Source organism: Collinsella aerofaciens, assembly GCF_040910265.1.
Classification (GTDB): domain Bacteria; phylum Actinomycetota; class Coriobacteriia; order Coriobacteriales; family Coriobacteriaceae; genus Collinsella; species Collinsella aerofaciens_BK.
On record NZ_JBDGAW010000007.1, the window covers coordinates 1 to 19,518 of the forward strand.

12 protein-coding genes and 1 rRNA gene are annotated in these 19,518 nt (G+C 58.4%); 9 read left to right on the forward strand and 4 right to left on the reverse strand.

Annotation, left to right across the window (positions count from 1 at the left end; genetic code table 11):
- Positions 1–191 precede the first annotated feature (191 nt).
- From rrf to uvrB, 4 genes are all read left to right on the forward strand, one after another.
- Positions 192–307 (forward strand): 5S ribosomal RNA (gene rrf, locus AB5Z14_RS04350).
- A 194-nt stretch (positions 308–501) separates the two neighbouring features.
- Entirely contained in the window at positions 502–1,143 is a 642-nt protein-coding gene (gene coaE, locus AB5Z14_RS04355) for a dephospho-CoA kinase (RefSeq protein ID WP_368130461.1), read from the forward strand.
- On the forward strand, positions 1,136–1,717 hold the full coding sequence (locus AB5Z14_RS04360) for a lytic transglycosylase domain-containing protein (protein ID WP_368130462.1): 582 nt from the start codon (positions 1,136–1,138) through the stop codon (positions 1,715–1,717). The genes coaE and AB5Z14_RS04360 overlap by 8 nt, the downstream gene beginning before the upstream one ends.
- A gap of 51 nt (positions 1,718–1,768) precedes the next feature.
- Positions 1,769–4,009: an excinuclease ABC subunit UvrB gene (gene uvrB, locus AB5Z14_RS04365; protein ID WP_368130463.1), complete on the forward strand. Its 2,241-nt coding sequence runs from the start codon at positions 1,769–1,771 to the stop codon at positions 4,007–4,009.
- Positions 4,010–4,074: 65 nt separating this feature from the next.
- Here the strand turns inward: uvrB and AB5Z14_RS04370 are convergent, their stop codons facing one another.
- From AB5Z14_RS04370 to AB5Z14_RS04385, 4 genes are all read right to left on the reverse strand, one after another.
- The gene (locus tag AB5Z14_RS04370) at positions 4,075–5,715 is read right to left on the reverse strand and encodes an NAD(P)/FAD-dependent oxidoreductase (RefSeq protein WP_253056479.1); all 1,641 of its coding nucleotides are present in this window, start codon (positions 5,713–5,715) and stop codon (positions 4,075–4,077) included.
- Positions 5,716–5,795: 80 nt separating this feature from the next.
- The gene (locus tag AB5Z14_RS04375) at positions 5,796–7,067 is read right to left on the reverse strand and encodes an NAD(P)/FAD-dependent oxidoreductase (RefSeq protein WP_117564881.1); all 1,272 of its coding nucleotides are present in this window, start codon (positions 7,065–7,067) and stop codon (positions 5,796–5,798) included.
- The gene (locus AB5Z14_RS04380) at positions 7,068–7,898 is read right to left on the reverse strand and encodes an Mrp/NBP35 family ATP-binding protein (RefSeq protein WP_368130464.1); all 831 of its coding nucleotides are present in this window, start codon (positions 7,896–7,898) and stop codon (positions 7,068–7,070) included.
- Between the two features lie 145 nt (positions 7,899–8,043).
- Positions 8,044–10,197, reverse strand: coding sequence for an LTA synthase family protein (locus tag AB5Z14_RS04385; protein WP_368130465.1), 2,154 nt, complete (start codon positions 10,195–10,197; stop codon positions 8,044–8,046).
- A 193-nt stretch (positions 10,198–10,390) separates the two neighbouring features.
- On the opposite strand from AB5Z14_RS04385, the gene uvrA reads away from it, so the two are divergent.
- From uvrA to AB5Z14_RS04410, 5 genes are all read left to right on the forward strand, one after another.
- The gene (gene uvrA / locus AB5Z14_RS04390) at positions 10,391–13,270 is read left to right on the forward strand and encodes an excinuclease ABC subunit UvrA (RefSeq protein ID WP_368130466.1); all 2,880 of its coding nucleotides are present in this window, start codon (positions 10,391–10,393) and stop codon (positions 13,268–13,270) included.
- Between the two features lie 132 nt (positions 13,271–13,402).
- The gene (ybaK, locus tag AB5Z14_RS04395; protein ID WP_089573609.1) at positions 13,403–13,903 is read left to right on the forward strand and encodes a Cys-tRNA(Pro) deacylase; all 501 of its coding nucleotides are present in this window, start codon (positions 13,403–13,405) and stop codon (positions 13,901–13,903) included.
- Positions 13,904–14,008: 105 nt separating this feature from the next.
- Positions 14,009–15,589 (forward strand): murein biosynthesis integral membrane protein MurJ, encoded by a 1,581-nt coding sequence (gene murJ, locus AB5Z14_RS04400; protein ID WP_368130468.1) that lies wholly within the window; start codon positions 14,009–14,011, stop codon positions 15,587–15,589.
- A 6-nt stretch (positions 15,590–15,595) separates the two neighbouring features.
- Positions 15,596–17,536 carry an excinuclease ABC subunit UvrC gene (uvrC, locus tag AB5Z14_RS04405; protein ID WP_368130469.1) on the forward strand — a complete coding sequence of 647 codons (1,941 nt, stop codon included), beginning with the start codon at positions 15,596–15,598 and terminating at the stop codon, positions 17,534–17,536.
- A gap of 365 nt (positions 17,537–17,901) precedes the next feature.
- Positions 17,902–19,515 carry an ABC transporter substrate-binding protein gene (locus AB5Z14_RS04410; RefSeq protein ID WP_117655648.1) on the forward strand — a complete coding sequence of 538 codons (1,614 nt, stop codon included), beginning with the start codon at positions 17,902–17,904 and terminating at the stop codon, positions 19,513–19,515.
- The last annotated feature ends 3 nt before the right edge of the window (positions 19,516–19,518 follow it).

Consider the following 19,518-nt stretch of genomic DNA (forward strand, 5'->3'; position numbering starts at 1 on the left):
GACGTCCTCAGCCGAGCCGCACTAATCGCCCGAGCTCTTCCGGAACCGCACCTCGCGGCCCGCGGGACTGAGCGCTCATGCGCGCGGTCCGGGCACGAGGATGCCCCCGAGTCACCTCCCCTATGCGCCATGCGGCCCCCAGGGCACGTAGATGAGACCCAGGACACCGTAACGGTGGGCGCCGCCCACCGGTCAGCGGCCAGAGCATGGGGGGCACGCCCGGTCCCGTTCCGAACCCGGAAGCTAAGCCCCATCGCGCCGAGAGTACTGCGGGGCCAGCCCGTGGGAGGCCAGGGCGCCGCTGACCGGTGGACGGCACCGAGCCGTCATCGAAACTGAAGAAGGGGGAGACCTCGCGGCCTCCCCCTTTTTTTGCGTTTTATAGAGAGCTGTAATACAAGAACTCGCCTTCTTTTAGCTTGTCTTACTGTTTGGCTGTATTTTGAGTCCTTCTTTTGTATTTGCGCGATAATAACTCCCATTGGCGTTAGGGAGGACTTGATGTTTACCGTTTTTGTCTTGGGCAATATTGCTTCGGGTAAGTCGACTGCCTGCCGCTATCTCGAATCTCATGGCGCCATGCTTATCGATCTGGACGAGCTTGCAAAATCGCTGTATGTGCCAGGCTCCGATATCGTCAATGCCCTCGCGGAAGAATTTGGCTGGGATATTTTGGATGAGGAAGGCGGCATTCGCCGCAGCATCCTCGCTTCTCGAGCTTTCGCTTCTCTTGATTCGGTCGCACGGCTCAATGGCCTTGTGCACCCCGTTCTCATTGAACAGCTTTCGCTTAGGATTCTCGATCCGGTTTGTTGTACGGTTTCGTCTCCCCGTTACCCCTTTGCGGTGGTCGAGGTTTCTGCCCCGACTGGTTTTGAGGATGCATTTGGCTTGGCTGATGAAATTCTGGTCATCAGCGCCCCTTTGTCAGTTCGTCGCGAGCGCGCTATTCAACGTGGTATGGAGCCATCTGATTTCGATGCCCGTTCTGCTTGCCAGCCCGATGAGTCTGCGCTGTGCAATCTCGCTACAACGGTGATTGATAATGCCGCAGGCGATAATTCGCTCTTTGAGCAGCTTGACTCATGGCTTGCATGCCATGGGTTTATAGACACTGCGAATAAGGAGGATGCCGATGCCTAAGACACGTTTCTTTGCGTGGTATCGCCTTATACCGCTGGCTGCCGTTTTTGCCTTCGGCCTTATCTCATTCGTTTACTCGTGTGCTCCTGCGGCTTTCTTTAAGCCGCTGTATCCCATTGACTACGAGGCGTATGTAAAGCAATCTAGTATTTCGCATAATCTGGATCCGTATCTGGTGTGCGCTGTCATTAAGTCGGAATCGAATTGGGATCCCGAGACTGAGTCGAATCAGGGTGCTCAGGGATTGATGCAGCTGATGCCCGAGACTGCCCAGGATATGATCGCCAAGGGTCTTGTCGACGGTGGGGGGTATTCGGCCGACAACCTTAACGATCCTGCTACGAATATCGAGTTTGGCTGCGCGTACCTCTCGTATCTCTTAACGTATTTCAACGGGTCGACGGATAGCGCTATTGCCGCATATAACGCCGGCATGGGCAATGTGGATGGTTGGGCGCAGCAGAGCACCTCGCTTCACAATGCGATTACCTTCCCCGAGACGCAGGCTTATCTGATTCGCGTCAATAATGCCTGGGTTCGCTATAAGACGCTCTATCCCGATCGGTTCGTATAGGACTAAGCCCACCTCCTGCGTATACTGCAGATGTATGAGTTAGGAGTATCCATGGCGGAATTTGAAGTAGAACGCGTTGGTGGTGAACTTAAGCGCTTTGGCGTTGAGGGCGCTGAGGTGCCGTTTGAAGTCGTTTCTCCCTATGAGCCTGCAGGTTCTCAGCCTAAGGCCATTGAGTCGCTTGTGCAGGGTGTGAGGGACGGAGATCGCTATCAGGTTTTGCTGGGCGTGACTGGTTCGGGCAAGACCTTCACGATGGCTAAGACTATTGAGGCCCTGGGGAAGCCGACGCTGGTCATGGCTCCCAATAAAACGCTCGCCGCTCAGCTTGCGAGCGAGCTCAAAGAGTTCTTTCCCAACAACGCTGTGGTCTACTTTGTCTCGTACTACGACTACTATCAGCCCGAGGCGTATGTGCCGCAAAGCGATACATATATCGAGAAAGACTCCTCGATTAACGAAGAGGTCGAGATGCTGCGACATCAGGCGACCGCCTCGTTGCTCTCTCGACGCGATGTAATCGTCGTTGCTTCGGTGTCCTGTATCTACGGTATCGGCTCTCCCGAGGACTATGCGGGGCTGGCGCCGAATGTCGACAAGAAAGTGCCGCTCGAGCGCGATGACTTTATCCATGCACTTATCGACATTCAATATGATCGCAGTGACTATGACCTAGCGCGCGGCACGTTCCGCGTGCGCGGCGATGTTGTCGACGTGTATCCGCCTTATGCCGAGCATCCGTTGCGGTTTGAGTTCTTTGGCGACGAGGTTGAGCTTATTGCCGAGATCGATGAGGTTACCGGTGAGATGCTTCGTGAGTACGAGGCCATCCCCGTATGGCCGGCATCGCACTACGTGACCGAGAAGCCGAAGGTCAAGGCGGCTCTGAAATCAATCAGTGAAGAGTGCGAGAAGCGTGTGGCCGAGCTCAAGGCGACCGACAAGTTGCTCGAGGCACAGCGTCTGCAGCAGCGCACCGACTATGATCTCGAGATGCTCGAGACCATGGGTTTTTGTAACGGTATCGAGAACTACTCGCGTCATCTGGACGGTCGAAAACCGGGCGAGCCGCCGTTTACCCTGATCGATTACTTCCCTAAGGACATGCTCTGCATCATCGATGAGAGCCATGTGACGGTGCCGCAGATTCGCGGCATGCACGAAGGTGACCGCTCGCGTAAGGTGACGCTGGTGGAACACGGTTTTCGCCTTCCTTCGGCACTCGATAACCGCCCGCTTCGTTTCGATGAGTTTGAGGCAAGGATCCCCCAGTTCATCTACGTTTCGGCCACGCCGGGCGACTACGAGCTGCGGGTGAGCCAGAACGATGTTGAGCAGATTATTCGTCCGACCGGCCTGCTCGATCCCAAGATCGATGTGCGTCCGGTTCGCGGTCAGATTGACGATCTTGAGGACGAGATTCGCGAGCGCGTTGCCCGCAAGGAGCGCGTGCTGGTGACCACGTTGACCAAGCGCATGGCCGAGGACCTGACCGACCATCTGCTTGATGCGGGCATTAAGGTCAATTACATGCATTCTGATACGGCGACAATGGACCGTGTCGAGATCCTGCGAACGCTGCGCGAGGGCAAGATCGATGTTCTCGTTGGCATCAACCTGCTTCGCGAGGGCTTGGATCTTCCCGAGGTCTCACTGGTGGCAATTCTCGATGCCGATAAGGAAGGCTTCTTGCGCAACCGCCGTTCGCTGATTCAGACGATTGGCCGCGCGGCCCGTAACGCCGATGGCGAAGTCATCATGTATGCTGACGTTGTGACCGATTCGATGAAAGAGGCCATCGAGGAGACGCAGCGCCGTCGCGAGATTCAGATGGCATATAACGAAGAGCATGGCATTGTGCCCAAGACGGTGCGCAAGGCCATCAACGACATCTCAAGTTTTATTGCCGAGGCCGAAAAAACCGTGGGTTCCAAGGGACGCTCGAAGGGCGACTCTCTTGGCCATGGCGCATTCTATACGCCCGATGAGTCGGGCGAGGGTGGCGTGCCGGAAACGGTGGCGCCCGAGCAGACACTTGCGGAGCAGTTGGAAGAACTGCCGCATGACGAGCTCGTGCGGATCGTCGAAACCATGGAAGAGGATATGCGTAACGCTTCTGCCGCCATGGACTTTGAGGAGGCGGCGCGCCTGCGCGATGCCGTCGTTCAGATTCGGGCGATGCTCGAGGGTGCGTCTGAGGACGAGACGATCGAGCGCTTACGTTCGCAGGCTCGCAAGGGTTCCACGTTCGCATCGGGCAGAAAACGCCAGGGTGCACGGTTTAAGAAATAGCGAACATGCCCCGAGTTCCCTGCGGAGCTCGGGGCATGCGTCTTTTGCGCGCTGGAATTCGTGCGTTAGAGGTCTGCGATCAGGGCTTCGGCACAACGGATGCCGTCGGTGGCGGCGCTCATGATGCCGCCGGCATATCCAGCTCCCTCACCGCAAGGGTAGAGGCCCGGGGTCGACACGGCATGGCATGTTCGGTCTCGGGTGACGGTGACCGGTGAGCTCGAGCGAGTCTCCACGCCGGTAAGGACAGCATCGGAGCGGTCGTAGCCTCGTAGCTTTTTTCCAAGTAGGGGAAGTCCCAGGCGGAGCGACTCGACGATATGCTGCGGCAGGGCTTCGTCAATTGCCGTCCAGGTCACACCGAGCGGATAGGTGGGCTTTACCTTTCCGGGCGCCTTGCTGGCGCGTCCTGCGAGGAAATCTCCGACGAGCTGTGCCGGTGCGTTCCAGTTGGAACCGCCCAGGCGGTAGGCGGCCGCCTCGCAGGCGCGCTGGAGCTCGATGCCGGCGAGTGGGTCATCGTTGGGAAGGTCCTCAGGCGTGACGTTAACGAGCAGGGCGGCATTTGCGTTGCGTCCGTCGCGGGCATTGAGACTGGCGCCGTTGACGCACAAGTGGCCCTGCTCGGAAGAGGCGGCGACAACCTGCCCGCCGGGACACATGCAAAACGAGAACACGCTGCGGCCGTTGGGAAGATGGGCGACGAGCTTGTAGGGGGCTGCTCCGAGGGCAGGATGTCCCGCCGAGGCTCCGAATTGGGCTCGGTCGATGTCGCGCTGCGGATGCTCGATGCGAACGCCCATGGCAAAGGTCTTTTGTGCGAGGACCACGTTGTGGTCCTTAAGGAGCTCAAAAATATCGCGAGCAGAATGCCCGCAGGCGAGGATGAGGTGCTTTGTCTCGATTAGCTCGCAAGCGGTGTCTTGGGACGATTGGACATCAATACCGGTGATGGCGCCAGACGCGTCGATGCGAATGTCGACGAGCTTCGTTCGATAACGGACGACACCTCCGAGCTGCTCGATGCGCTGGGATATAGCGGTGACGACCGTGGGAAGGATGTCGGAGCCAATGTGCGGCTTGGCATCCCACAGAATATCGCGGGGCGCACCCGCCTCGACGAAGGTTTCGAGGATAAGGCGATGGGCGGGATTTTTGGTTCCCGTATTGAGCTTGCCGTCCGAGAAGGTCCCCGCGCCGCCCAGGCCAAACTGGATATTGCTCTCGGGGTCGAGGATGCGCTCCTTTAGAAAGAGGTCGATCGCCTGCGAGCGGCGAAATGCCGGGTCGCCGCGCTCGATGAGCAAGGGCTTAAGACCTGCTTCGGCGAGCGTAAGCGCAGCGAAAAGGCCGGCGCATCCGGCGCCGACAACGACAGGGCGTTCTTGAGGTGCGTCGGAGGCGGGGGAGGGGAATGAAGGCTCATCGTCTTCTATCGCGCGTACGCGCGAGCGGTCACGCTCGGCAACGCTGTCGACCGCTTCTCGCTCGAGGTGGGGACTAGTCAGCTCAACACGAAAGCTCAGGATAAAATGGACGTCTCGTTTTTTGCGAGCGTCGATTGACTTGCGGTGGAGCTCGATGGACTTGATCTCGGAGTCCTTGCAACGTAGGACGCGCTTGGCGACTCGCTTGCCAACAATGAGACAGGCATTTTCATCGTCGGCTTCATCGAGCGACGCGTTGACTTGGGTGATTTCGATCATCGAGGTCTCCTTAGAGGCAAGAAAGAGGCCGTCCGGTATCCCAGACGGCCCGAATGCGTTTTTGATTATAGACTGCGCGGCTACAGGCTGCTTGCAGCGCGAATGCCCGAGATCCAGGCCCACGCAAGGTTAAAGCCTCCGCAATCGGCGTCGATGTCGAGCGCTTCACCGCAGACGTAAAGCGGGGCGTCGACAACGCTGCGCGCGCGTAGGCTGGGCGTTGAGATGCTCTCGACAGATACGCCACCACGCGTGACCTGCGCTGAGCGCTCCTCGGCTGTTCCCTTGACGAGCAACTTAAAGTGCTTGAGGATCGAGACCAGGTGGATGACATCGTTGGAGCCTGGATGGCACTGCTCGAACGCTGTGCAGACGACGCGGGAGAGTTGCGGGGCGAGCATGCCGTCGAGCCAACGGGGATCGCGGGGCGAAAAGCCGCCGAGCAGCTCAACGCGCCGGTTGAGCGTATCGAGCAACTCGTCTTTGGAGAGGTCGGGGAAAACGTCGAGCAGGATCGTATCGCCGTGCTGGATACGACGAGAGAGGTTGAAGACAGCGACGCCCGAGATACCGAAGGTTCGAAACAGCACTTCACCGTCTTCGTGCCAGAGCTCATTATGATTGCGGGCGAGCGTCAAGCGGGCGCGGACGCGCAGGCCATCCAACGTCTTGAGCGCCGCCCGATCGCCAAAGACCGTTGCCGATACGGGGCAGAGGATGGGGCGCAGCGAAGTGAGGGGGAGGCGAAACGTATCGGCGATACCGGTGGGGTTGCCGCCCGTGGCGATAATTACGGCATGTGCCTGCAGGGCCACGTTCTTGCGAGGGACATCAGCGAGCGCTTTCCGAAGCGAGCGGAGCTCCGATTTTCGGTCGTCGTGCTTTTTTGCCTTGAGCGCCCGCGCTGGACGGTCTATTTGGAGTGCCCAGCCTTCGGAAGCTTTGTGCGCCGAGGCAACGTAGGCTCCGCAGATTAAGGTGATACCTAGGCGGTCGCAAACGTTGAGAAGCGCGTCGCGCACCGATTCGGCGCGAAGGGAGCGCGGGTACAGCCGGCCTTCCTCGGAGGTTGTCATGATACCCAGCGAGGAGAAGAAACCCATAAGCTCTTGTTCGGGCTGGGGGCCCATGACGGATGTGACGAATGCTGGGTGGTTATACCGCTGAGGATCGATCGATTCGTTGGAGAGGTTGCAGCGGCCGTTACCGGTCGCAAGGAGCTTAAGGCCGCAGGCGACATCGCGCTCAACGATGCAGACGCTTTTGCCAACGCGTGCGGCCGTAATGGCGGCGGCGAGGCCTGAAGCCCCGCCGCCGATTACCAGGACGTCATAGAAGGCGCTCGCGTTCACTTAGGCCTCGTCGGTCTCGTGCGGGGTAATAGCCTCGACGGCAGAGACTGCCTTGGGCAACATGCCATCGGGCAGCGCGGTCTCGACCTCGCCCTTATCGCAGGCCTCGGCGAGTGCCGGATTAATGGGAAGCTGCCCCAAGATGTCGAGGTTATAGCGCTCTGCGACCTCGGGGAGCTTGCTCTTGCCAAAGACCTCGATCTTCTTGCCGCAGTCGGGGCACTCAATATAGCTCATGTTCTCGACAATGCCCAGAATGGGGACGTTCATCTTCTCGGCCATGTTGACCGCCTTGGCGACGATCATCGAGACCAGATCCTGCGGGCTCGTGACGATGACGATGCCGTCGACGGGCAGCGACTGGAAGACGGTGAGCGCGACGTCGCCTGTTCCCGGAGGCATGTCGACCAGCAGGTAGTCGATGGGGCCCCACGAGGTCTCGCTCCAGAACTGCCTAATGGCGCCTGCGATGACCGGACCGCGCCAAAGGACGGGGTCGGTCTCGTTTTGGAGCAGCAGGTTGGAGCTCATGACCTTGACGCCGTGCTCGGAGATTTCGGGCAGCATAAGGTTGCCAAGGGCATGGACGTGGCGTCCACTCATACCGAACATCTTGGGGATAGAGGGACCGGTGATGTCGGCATCGAGGACGCCGACCTTGTGGCCGTGACGGGCAAGCTCGGTGGCGATGGCACCGGTGACAAATGACTTGCCGACACCGCCCTTGCCGGAAAGCACGGCGATGACGCGCTTGACCTCGGACAGCGTGTTCTCCACAAATTGCGACGGCGACGTTTGTCCGCCGGCGGCCTGTGCGTGTTCGCAACCCATGTATGACTCCTTTGTATATGCTGGGGCCGGGGCCCCGCGATGTGACACGAGCGTCATTGTACCCTCGTTTGCGAGCGGGAGTCATTTGCGATGCGTTTGGGCCGAGCGTGCTTGCAATACGATGGGCCCAAGCGAATGGGCGGGCTTACTGAACTTTGCTGGCGAACTCGAGGTATTGCATGCGCTGCAGCTTGTCGATCGTCGAGGCGTAGGGGCTGTCTTCCGATTCCAAGTCGTAGCGCAGCCCGTCGGCACCGAGATAGCCGGCGACATTGATGGTGGGCACATCTGACCTTGTCGCAAGCAGGGCCTTTTGGTAATTGGTGAGCGGGGCGCCGATCTTATTAAGGGTAATGGCTGCAATCTCGTTTGCCCCGACGGTGTCGTAGACGTTGAGCTCGGTATTGCCGGCGATCTCATAGTTAGCCCAGACGAGATATGTCGACTGATAGATACGGAAAGCGTGGCTTGCCGTATCTTCCTGAGGGTACAGCTCGTCGTTGAGAGTCGTTGCGGCGCTCGGCTGATGGTCGCCAAAAAAGACAAGAACAACCGGTCTGCCGATGTTGCGGAGCTCGTTGATAAAGTACTCGAGGTCCCGGTCGGATGCGTTGATGCAGGTGAGATAGGTGTTGAGCGCGCTGTTGGCACCTTCGCTGGCTCCCTCGACCCAATAGTTTGTCAGCTCTTCGGCGGGAACGGTGCCATAGTCGTAGCCGCCGTGATTTTGCATCGTGACGTCAAAGATGAACTGCGGCGCTTCGTCGGTTCTAAGCAGGTCGAGTATCTTGTCGTAGGTGGCGTAGTCGCATACGCCGGCATGGTAATAGGGCGCACCTTCGAAATCGCCGATTGAAAGAAAGTCTCCAAAGCCCAGCTGCTGATAGATTTTATCTCGATGGTAGTTGACGGGGTTTTGCGGGTGCATAGCGGTAGTGGTATACCCAAGCTCTTTAAGGTCCTTTGCCAGGCTGTTTACGCCATTCATCTGATACAGCTGATAGGGGATCTTGCCTAATCCGACAAAGGCCGTTGTCGCTCCGGTCAAAAATTCGAATTCGGAGTTCGCCGTTCCGCCACCGGCGACCGAAGCGAGCATGGTGCCGCGAACAAGTGTGTCGGGAAGCGAGCTGTAGAATGCGGGGCCGGAGTACCCGGCCGCCTGGAGCTGCTCAAAGCACGAAAGGTCGCTAAAACTCTCGTTCATGACGGCAACAATCGTCGGCTTGATTTCATTGAACTGGGCAACGGCCGCCGCGCGCTGTTCGCTCGAGCCATATGTGCTGTCGTAGACGGCGGCGAGCTCCTGCTCGATGCTCTGCGCCTCATCGGGCGTATAGTCTTCGGGCTTCTCAATGGGCAACTCGTTGACCATTTCGGTGAACGAAGTGATAAAACCCTGAGACGCATACGTGGTGATGGGCTGCCAACGGTCAAATCCAAAATCCAGCGCCTGCTCCAAGTCGATGTTGGAAAAGCCTGAGAGCCCCACAACGGTCACTAGCAGAAAAGCACAGAGGTTAGCGGCGATAGCGGGGAAGACATGGGTGGGCGTACGGAGCTTTCGCGGTCGGATGAGCGAAAGAAGCCCCAGGGAAATCTCCAGCAGGGCGAGAGAGGTTACGATTCCGGCGGTAAAGGTAAACTCGTATCCCTCGCTCACTTCCATTGCGGTGCCAAGGGCCAAGATATCGCTTGGCAGGATGGCTTCGCCTTTAAACGTTATGACGAAGTGCTCGGCAATGCCAAGGACGCAACAGACGACGGGCACGAGGACCATGACGCCTCCATGACGCTGTCCCAGCAAATAAAGGGAGAGCAGAACCGTCGCGAGCAACCCGACGGAAAACCCGAATGAGTTGGCGGGAATGCGATAGAACGTTTCGTTGCAGGCAATTTCGATTGAAACGAACGAGAGCGCTGAAACAGCGGCGATGACAAGGATGTCGCGGCAAATACAGGCAACCGTTCCCGTCGCAAGGTCGGTTTGGTCGATAAGTCCCGAAACCAAGGGCTCGACAAGAAGCATGACGGCGGCAGCACCGAGCGCCGAATAAGAAAGGACCCATAGGGAGCTGCCCTCATTTACGAGCGATTGATTCGTAATCCATGCAGCTACCACGCCGAGCGGGATGAGGAGCGTCGCGCACCAAAAGACGCGGGCAATGGGTGGCTTTTCGTTGCGTTTGATTGAAAAATACACGCGCACGACGACGGCGGCCACGATAAGGACGGCGATGAATATGGGCAGATTGGCCATGTCGCTCGAAGTGATTTCAAGGGGGATATCTTCGGTCATGGACGTTCCTCTGGTACAGCAAATTAAGTTCAGTATTAGATTACTGTAACCTTTCCACGGCATTTCGAGAAACAAAGCGCCCGATACGCAAAGCTAAAGGTCTGCGAATCTTGTATTACGAACATCTGTGCGCGTCGAGTGCGCTAAACTCATCGGCAGTATGATTCGATGCAATAGGAGGCAAGGAGCTTCCATGTCTGATTCCTCTATCGTTATTCGCGGCGCTCGTGAGCACAACCTCCGTGATATCGATGTTTCCATTCCGCGTGACCAACTCGTGGTCATTACCGGTCTTTCTGGCTCGGGCAAGAGTTCGCTGGCATTCGACACTATCTATGCCGAGGGCCAGCGTCGATACGTCGAGAGCCTTTCGAGTTATGCGCGCCAGTTCTTGGGCCAGATGGACAAACCCGACTTGGATTCAATCGACGGCCTTTCGCCGGCGGTGTCGATCGACCAAAAGACGACATCTAAAAACCCTCGCTCGACGGTTGGCACCGTAACCGAGATTTATGACTATCTGCGTCTGCTGTTCGCCCGTGTGGGCACCCCGCACTGTCCCGAATGCGGCCGCGTCATTGAGCGCCAGACGACCGACCAGGTCGCCGATAAGGTCCTGGCGGCGGGGGAGGGCCGCCGCGCGTTTGTGCTGGCACCGGTGGTGCGCGGGCGAAAAGGCGAATACACCAAGCTGTTTGAGGACCTTCGCGCCGAGGGCTTTAGCCGCGTGCGTGTCGACGGCGAGGTTCGCTCGCTTGATGACCCTATCGATTTGGATAAGAAATTCAAGCACGATATCGAGGTCGTGGTCGACCGCATCGTGATTCGCGAGAACTCGCTGGGCCGTATTGCCGAGTCCGTTGAACAGGCGACTGCGCTGGCGCACGGCAATGTGAACGTATACTTGCTGCCCGACCGCGACGCTCCCGAGGGGACCGAAGGCGAGTTGCTGGAGTATTCGCTGGCGTTAGCGTGCCCGGAGCATGGACACTCCATCGATGACCTGCAGCCGCGTGATTTCTCGTTCAACGCGCCCTATGGCGCGTGCCCCGAGTGCGATGGCCTGGGCTTTAAGAAGACGGTCGATGCCGAGGCCCTAATCGAAGACCCCTCGAAGTCGATCGCCGACGGGGTCTTTGGCAGCCTGTTTGGCAACTCTAACTACTATCCGCAGATTTTCGCTGCGGTCTGCAAACACTTTAAGGTGAGCGTCGATACGCCGTGGGAGGATCTGCCTCCGCGGGTGTGTCGTGCGTTTTTAGACGGCATGGGCGACCGGAAGATCTCGGTCGACTATCAAAAGCTCGATGGGCGCCGCAGCCAGTGGGACACCAAGTTCTCGGGTGTGCGCAATATCCTGTACGAGCGCTATACCGAGACGACGAATGAGAACACCAAGGCGCGCTTGGAGAAGTACATCCGCGAGGAGCCGTGCTCGAGCTGCCACGGCGCTCGTTTGCGCCCCGAGATGCTCGCCGTCACCGTGGGCGGCAAGTCCATTTACGAGGTTTGTTGTCTGTCGTGCCGTGAGTCGCTCGAGTTTTTTGAGGGCCTGGAACTCACCGAGCGCCAACAGTTTATCGGCGGACGCATCGTCAAGGAAATCCTGGAGCGCCTGCGTTTTCTGGTCGATGTCGGACTCGACTATCTGACCCTCGATCGTGCCTCGGCGACGCTTTCCGGAGGCGAGGCCCAGCGCATTCGCCTGGCAACGCAGATCGGCGCCGGCCTCATGGGTGTCCTGTACATTTTGGACGAGCCATCGATTGGCCTCCATCAGCGCGATAACGAGCGCCTGATCAAGACGCTTGAGCGCCTACGCGATATCGGCAATACCGTCATCGTCGTCGAGCATGATGAGGATACGATTCGTGCTGCCGACTATGTGATCGACATGGGCCCCGGCGCGGGCGTGAACGGCGGACACGTAGTCGCGGCGGGAACGCCTGCCGATATCATGGCGTGTCCCGAGTCGATGACGGGCGCTTATCTGACCGGCAAACGAATGATCCGGGTTCCCGATGAGCGCCGCAAGCCCGGTCGCGGCTGCCTTAAGATCACGGGCGCCCGCGCCAACAACCTCAAAAACGTTACCGCCAAGATCGAGTTTGGTACGCTTACGGTCGTTACCGGCGTGTCGGGATCGGGTAAGAGCTCCCTGGTTACCGACACTATCGCACCTGCCCTTACGAATGCCATTCACCGTTCGACGCGCCCTGTGGGTCCGTATAAGAAAATCGAGGGCATCGAGTGTATCGATAAGGTTATCGATATCGACCAGTCGCCGATTGGCCGCACGCCGCGTTCCAACCCTGCTACGTACATTGGCCTGTGGGATGATCTTCGCGCGCTGTTTGCGAGTACGCCGGAGTCGAAGGCGCGCGGCTACTCACCGGGACGTTTCTCCTTTAACGTGAGCGGCGGTCGCTGCGAAGCATGCAAGGGCGACGGACAAATTAAGATCGAGATGCACTTCCTTCCCGATATCTATGTCCCCTGTGAGGTCTGCGGCGGCAAACGCTATAACCGCGAGACGCTTGAGGTCACCTACCGTGGTAAGACCATCTCGGACGTGCTCGACATGAGCGTCACCGAGGCACTGGCCTTCTTTGGGAATATCCCGCAGATTAAGCGCAAGCTCCAGACGCTGTACGATGTAGGCTTGGGCTACGTGAGCCTGGGCCAGCCCGCTACGACGCTCTCGGGCGGCGAGGCGCAGCGTGTGAAGCTCGCCAAGGAGCTTCATCGACGCCAGACGGGCAAGACGTTCTATATTTTGGATGAGCCGACGACCGGCCTTCATTTTGAGGACGTCCGCCAGCTGCTCGATGTGCTGCAGCGCTTGGTCGATGCGGGCAACACGGTGCTGGTGATTGAACACAACCTTGATGTCATCAAGGTTGCCGACCGCCTGATCGATATGGGCCCCGAGGGCGGTAACGGCGGCGGAACCGTCGTGGTTTCGGGCACACCGGAGCAGGTTGCGGACTGTCCGCAGAGTTATACGGGCAAGTTTTTGGCGCCGTTGCTCAGGCGTGACCGGGAGCGTCAGGCTCAACTTGATGCTCAATAAATAGGCGATTCAGTTTATGGGCGCCATCGACTCCTTGTGATTCGATGGCGCTTGCTGTGTCGAAGTGACGTATGCAGCCGAATTGGACATATACTTAATCCTTGCGTCCGAATGCGAGGGAAAGGATATGCCATGGCAAAGGCTGTAAAGACGCCAAAAACCAATGCGATGCGCGAGCTGGAAAGCGCCGGCATTTCCTATGTTCTACATACGTACGAAGACGATGGTGATGAGTCGGCGGGCCTGGGGGTCGCGATTTCGGAGCAGCTTGGCGAGGAGCCCGGACAAGGATTTAAGACCTTGGTCTGCGTGACGCCGTCCAACGACCACGTCGTGTGCTGCATCCCCGTTGCCGACGAGCTCGATCTAAAGTCCGCCGCGCGTGCCGCGGGGGAGAAGTCCTTGGCCATGATGCATGTGAAGGATTTGCTTGCGGCGACTGGCTACGTTCGCGGCGGCTGCAGTCCGGTCGGTATGAAAAAACGCTACCGGACGCTCATTGATGAGACATGTGTCCTTTGGGATACCATTTTTATTTCGGGAGGCAAGCGTGGTTATCAGCTTGAGCTTGCACCTGATGATTTAATTGCATTTTGCGGGGCGACGGTCGCCCCGATTACGAGAGAGGACTGAGCGATGCCGCAGGAAGAATTGAAGTGCGGAGCTCATTTTGCAAAAGAATCTGCGCCTCAGACACCCTCATCCGAAGCTTCTTCGTCGCGAGATGACACTGACGACATGGGCTCGTCGGACTACTCCACGGTTGGTCGTTCCGCCGGGCTTATGACCATCGTGACCATCGTGTCTCGCGTCACCGGTTTTATCCGCACGTGGGCAATGGCGGCCGCTATCGGCATGTCGCTGCTCTCGTCTTCCTATCAGGTCGCCAACAACCTGCCCAATATGCTCTACGAACTCGTGATGGGCGGCATGCTCGTGACGGCGTTTTTGCCCGTGTACATGGGCGTGAGGCGTGAGCAGGGTCGCGAGGCCTCTAACGAGTACGTGGGCAACCTGCTCGGTATTCTGCTATTGGTGCTGGGTGGCATTTCGTTGCTGGGGACCGTGTTCGCCCCGGGCTTTATCTGGACGCAATCGTTCCTTTCGGGTGACGGCGGCAGCATGGATACCGCTGCGTTCATGTTCCGTTTCTTTGCCATCCAGATTCTGTTTTATGGTTTGGGCTCGGTGTTTTCGGGCGTCCTCAACGCACACCGCGACTACTTCTGGTCGACGTTTGCCCCGGTCCTCAACAATGTGATCGTCATTGCGAGCTTTATGGGCTTTGCGCCCGTGTCCGCACAGTTTGGCGAACGTGCCGGCATCATCTTGATTGCGGCCGGTACGACCCTCGGTGTCTTTGTTCAGATGGCATGTCAGATCCCCGCGCTTGGCAAGCACGGCGTGCATCCCCATATCCATATCGACTTTAAGGACCCCGCACTGCGCCAGACGATTGCGCTCGGTATCCCGACGCTGCTCGCCACGGTGTGCATGTTTGTCTCGACTTCTATCACCAACGCTGCTGCGCTGGTGGTCCAGCCCGAGACTGGTCCTTCCGTCATCGCCTATGCGCGCCTGTGGTACACGCTGCCCTACGCGCTGATTGCCGCCTCGCTTTCGACGGCGCTCTATACCGAGCTCTCTCACGACGCACAGGAGAAGGATTACGACAGCGTCCGCACGGGCATTTCGCGTGGCGTCGCCCAGATGCTGTTCTTCCTGATTCCATTCGCGCTGTACCTGATTGTCTTCGCGCGTCCGCTCAACATGATCTACTGCGCTGGCAAGTTCGATGAGTCCGGTGTGGCGCTGGTGTCGGAGTTCCTTATCTACCTGGCACTTTCCCTGCCGCTCTACGGCGTGGTCGTGCTGATGCAGAAGAGCTTCTCTGCCTTGCTCGACATGAAGCCCTATAGCCGCTATTGTCTGTATTCCGCCATCGGCCAGGCCGGCTCGGTTCTGCTGTTTGGCGTTGTGCTGGGCTTCGGTATGCCGGCAATCGCGCTTTCGTATGTCGTCGACTACGTGATCTTGGTCGGTTGCTCGCTGTGGTGGCTGCGTCGTCGTCTGCGTGGTCTTCAGGTTAAATCTATCCTGCATGGCGGTTTCTTTGGCCTTTTGCTCGGTGGCCTGGGTGCTGCCGCAGGCGCCGGCGTCATGTGGGCGCTTGAGCACTTTGTCGGGGCACTTGGCGGCTCGATTCTGATTACTCTTGGCTACGTTTGCGTTGCGGGTGTCGTCTCGCTTGCTGTTACCTTTGGCCTTGCCGTCGTCCTTAAGATGCCCGAGGTCTCGGCACTGATTCGTCGCAAGTAGGTGCGCGTGGCCGGTCACGACAACATTCCAACGCTTGCCGAGCAGGTTTCGCGCGTTCCCACGCAGCCCGGCTGCTACCTTTGGAAAGACGCCAAGGGCGATGTCATCTACGTGGGCAAGGCGAAAAACCTGCGCGCCCGTATGCGTCAGTACGTGACGCTGCAGGACGAGCGCCAGAAGATCCCGCTGATGATGCAGCTGGTGGCGAGCTTTGACTATATCGTGGTGGAGACCGAGCACGAGGCGTTGGTGCTCGAGCGCAATTTGATTGGTCAGTACCATCCGTACTTTAACGTCGACCTCAAGGATGACAAGAGCTACCCCTTTATCGCCATTACAAAGGGCGACCTGTATCCCGCTATCAAATACACGCGTGAGCGTCATAAGCCGGGAACGCGCTATTTTGGACCTTATACCGATAGCCGCGCGGCACGTGAGACGATAGATACGCTGCGCAAGGTTATCCCCATCTGCTCCGCATCCTGTGCGGAGTGGCGTCGTTGTCGCCGTATCGTCGAGTCCCACAAGGGCGAGGAAGACATCGTCAATATGATTTGCGCGCAAAACGGGCGCCCCTGCTTTGACTACCATGTCGGGCGTGGCCCGGGTGCGTGTGTCGGCGCGATTTCCCCGGCAGACTACGCTAAGAACGTCAAGCGTGTCGAGCGCTTTTTGTCGGGTCATCGCAAGGATGTCGTCGATGAGCTGACCTCCGAGATGACGGATGCCGCTGAGGCGCTCGACTTTGAGCGCGCGGCACGCGTCAAACGTCGTTTGGAGGTCATCAGGGGTCTGGACGATCGTCAGCAAGTCGTTTTTCCCTCCAGTGTCGATATCGATGTCATCGGTTTCTATCGCGAGGAGACCATCTCCGCCGCTTGCGTCTTCGTCGTTCGCGAGGGCCGAACAGTTCGCACCTGCGAGTTCATTCTCGACAAGGGTCTTGATGTTGACGAGGAAGAGCTCCAGTCGGGCTTTCTTAAGCGCTATTACGACGAGACGGCTGATATTCCAGCTGAGGTCAACCTTTCCGTCGAGCTTGAGGATGCGGAGGCGCTGGGGGAGTGGCTTGCGGGCAAGCGTGAGCGTTCCTGCCATCTCCATAGGCCGCAGCGTGGCGAAAAGCACCGTCTGCTCGATATGGCATCCAAAAATGCGCGCCATGCCCTCATGCGCTACATGATGCGAACGGGGTACGCTGACGACCGCACCAATCAAGCGCTCCTGGAGCTCGAAAGTGCGTTGGCGCTGCCATCGCCGCCGTTGCGTATCGAGTGCTTCGATATCTCTACACTGCATGGCACCTTTACGGTCGCCTCGATGGTGGTGTTTACCAACGGGCGCGCCGACAAGAGTCAGTATCGTCGTTTTAAAATTCAGGCCGAATTGGACGAGGCAAACGACTTCGTGTCGATGTCCGAGGTTTTGGGACGACGTTATGCTCCCGAGCGCATGGCCGACGAGCGCTTTGGTTCGCGCCCCGATTTGCTCGTTGTCGATGGCGGTAAGCCGCAATTGACCGCTGCAATCAAGCAACTTGAGGCTCTTGGGCTCGATATACCAGTTTGTGGCTTGGCAAAGGCCGATGAGGAGGTTTTCGTGCCTTGGGACGAGACTCCCATCGTGCTGCCGACCGGGTCCGCGTCGCTCTATCTAATTAAACAGGTGCGCGATGAATCGCACCGTTTTGCCATCACGTTCCATCGCGAATTGCGCGATAAAGCCATGACGGTTTCGGTACTCGATGACGTTCCAGGCGTGGGACCCACCAGAAAACGTGCCCTTATGCGCCATTTTGGCTCGATGAAGCGTTTGCGCGCGGCGAGCGAGCAAGAGATCGCGGAAGTTCGAGGCGTTCCTGCCGATGTCGCCAAAGCGGTTCACGAGGCGCTCGTTGCATGGAATGCCGAGCGCGCCGAGGCGGCGGCAAAGCAATCCGAAAACTAAACACGCCTCTAAACAACTGATATACATGATTGCGTGATTTTCAATCATTTATTTCACGGCGATTACCAGCCGATTTCGGGTTTAATTAACGCTAAAACGTTTGACTAGCCATGGTGAACAACCCTGCTATCCTGCGGGTTGACGAAGACTGATATCTCACCTCGTCGATACATACTGTCTGGCGAATCGTTTGTCAATGAATTCGGTGAACGGTAGCAAATACCGTTCAAGCGTATGTATGTATCGGTCGCCGAGCGCGGCACCTCAGTTGGGTTCGTCGGTAGGTAAGGTATATATCGTCCGCAAGTTGCGCGGGGGCACGTCTAGGCGCTCCCGGGTAAGATTCTCTATTGATAGGAGAAGACATGGCCATCATCAACAAGGGTATGTCCAGGCGTTCGTTCCTCGGCCTCACCGGCAGCGTCGCTGCTGTCGCAGGGCTTGGTCTCACCGGCTGCGGTGGCAGCTCTAGCGACGAGGGTTCCGCTTCCGGTTCCACCGATTCCGCCAACCGTGGCGGCGGCGTGATCACCGCTGGTTCCGCTTACGCTCCGTCCAGCTTCGATCCCGCCAGCACCGGCTCCGCTGTGGGCCTGGGTGCTAACTGGCACGTCGTCGAGGGCCTCTACGGCATCGATTACCACGACTACAGCACCTTCAAAGAGCTCGCCACCGACGATCCCAAGTCTGTGGACGACACCACTTTCGAGGTCACCATCCGCAAGGGCGCCAAGTTCTCCGATGGCACCGAGGTCACCGCTGACGATGTCGTTGCCTCCTACACCGCTTGCGCCGCTTCCGCTACCTATGCTCCGTTCTTCCAGCCCTTCGAGTCCATCGAGGCCAAGGACGCCAGCACCGTGACGGTCAAGACCAAGGTCCCCAACTTCTCCCTGCTCAAGGATCGTCTGGCCATCGTCCGCGTTACCCCGGCCACCCAGACCGAGGAGGATCGCGCCAAGCAGCCGATCGGCTCCGGCCCCTGGATGTACGACTCTATCTCCGATACCGAGATCACCCTGGTTCCCAACCCCGAGTACAACGGTGAGTATGCTGCCGAGGATAAGAAGATCCAGTACAGCATCCTGACCGACCCCACCGCTCGCGTTACCGCTCAGCAGGAGGGCTCCACGCTCGTTATGGAGCTCGTTACCGCTGACGCCGTCGACCAGCTCGAGAGCGCCGGCTGCAAGATCGATAACGTTCAGGGTTTCGGCACCCGCTTCATCATGTTCAACGTCGCCAAGGAGCCTTGGAACAACGTCAAGGTCCGTCAGGCTGTCATGTATGCGCTCGACACCGAGAAGATGGTCAGCAACACCTTCGCCGGCCTTGCCACCGCTGCCAGCTGCTACCTGCCCAAGAGCTTCACCAACTATCATGAGGCTTCCACGGTGTACAAGACCGACGCCAAGAAGGCTAAGAAGCTCATCGAGGAGTCTGGCATCACCCCGGGTGCCATCACCCTGCGCACCACCGACAACGAGCAGATTAAGGGCATGGCCGCCCAGGTCAAGAATGACCTCGACGCTCTCGGCTTCGATGTGACCATCCAGACCGATACCTCGCCGGCCACCTACGCTGCCATCGACGGCGGCGAGGCCTACGATATCCTCCTTGCCCCTGGCGATCCTTCCTGCTTCGGCGCCGACCCCGACCTGCTGCTCAACTGGTGGTACGGCGACAACGTCTGGATGCAGACCCGTTGCCCGTGGAAGGAGTCCGCTGAGTGGCAGAAGCTCCACGGTCTCATGGACGAGGCTCTTGCCGCTGAGGGCGATGAGCAGCAGAAGAAGTGGAACGAGTGCTTCGACATCATTGCCGACAACGCCGTTCTGTACCCCGTTGTCCACGTCAAGACCGTCTCCGCTTCCTGGGACGATCCGTCCACTGCGCCCAACGGCGAGGCCCTCGATGGCTTCAAGGGCATCGGTACGACGAGCATGTCCTTCAGGGGCGTTGCGACCGTCAAGGCGTAAGAC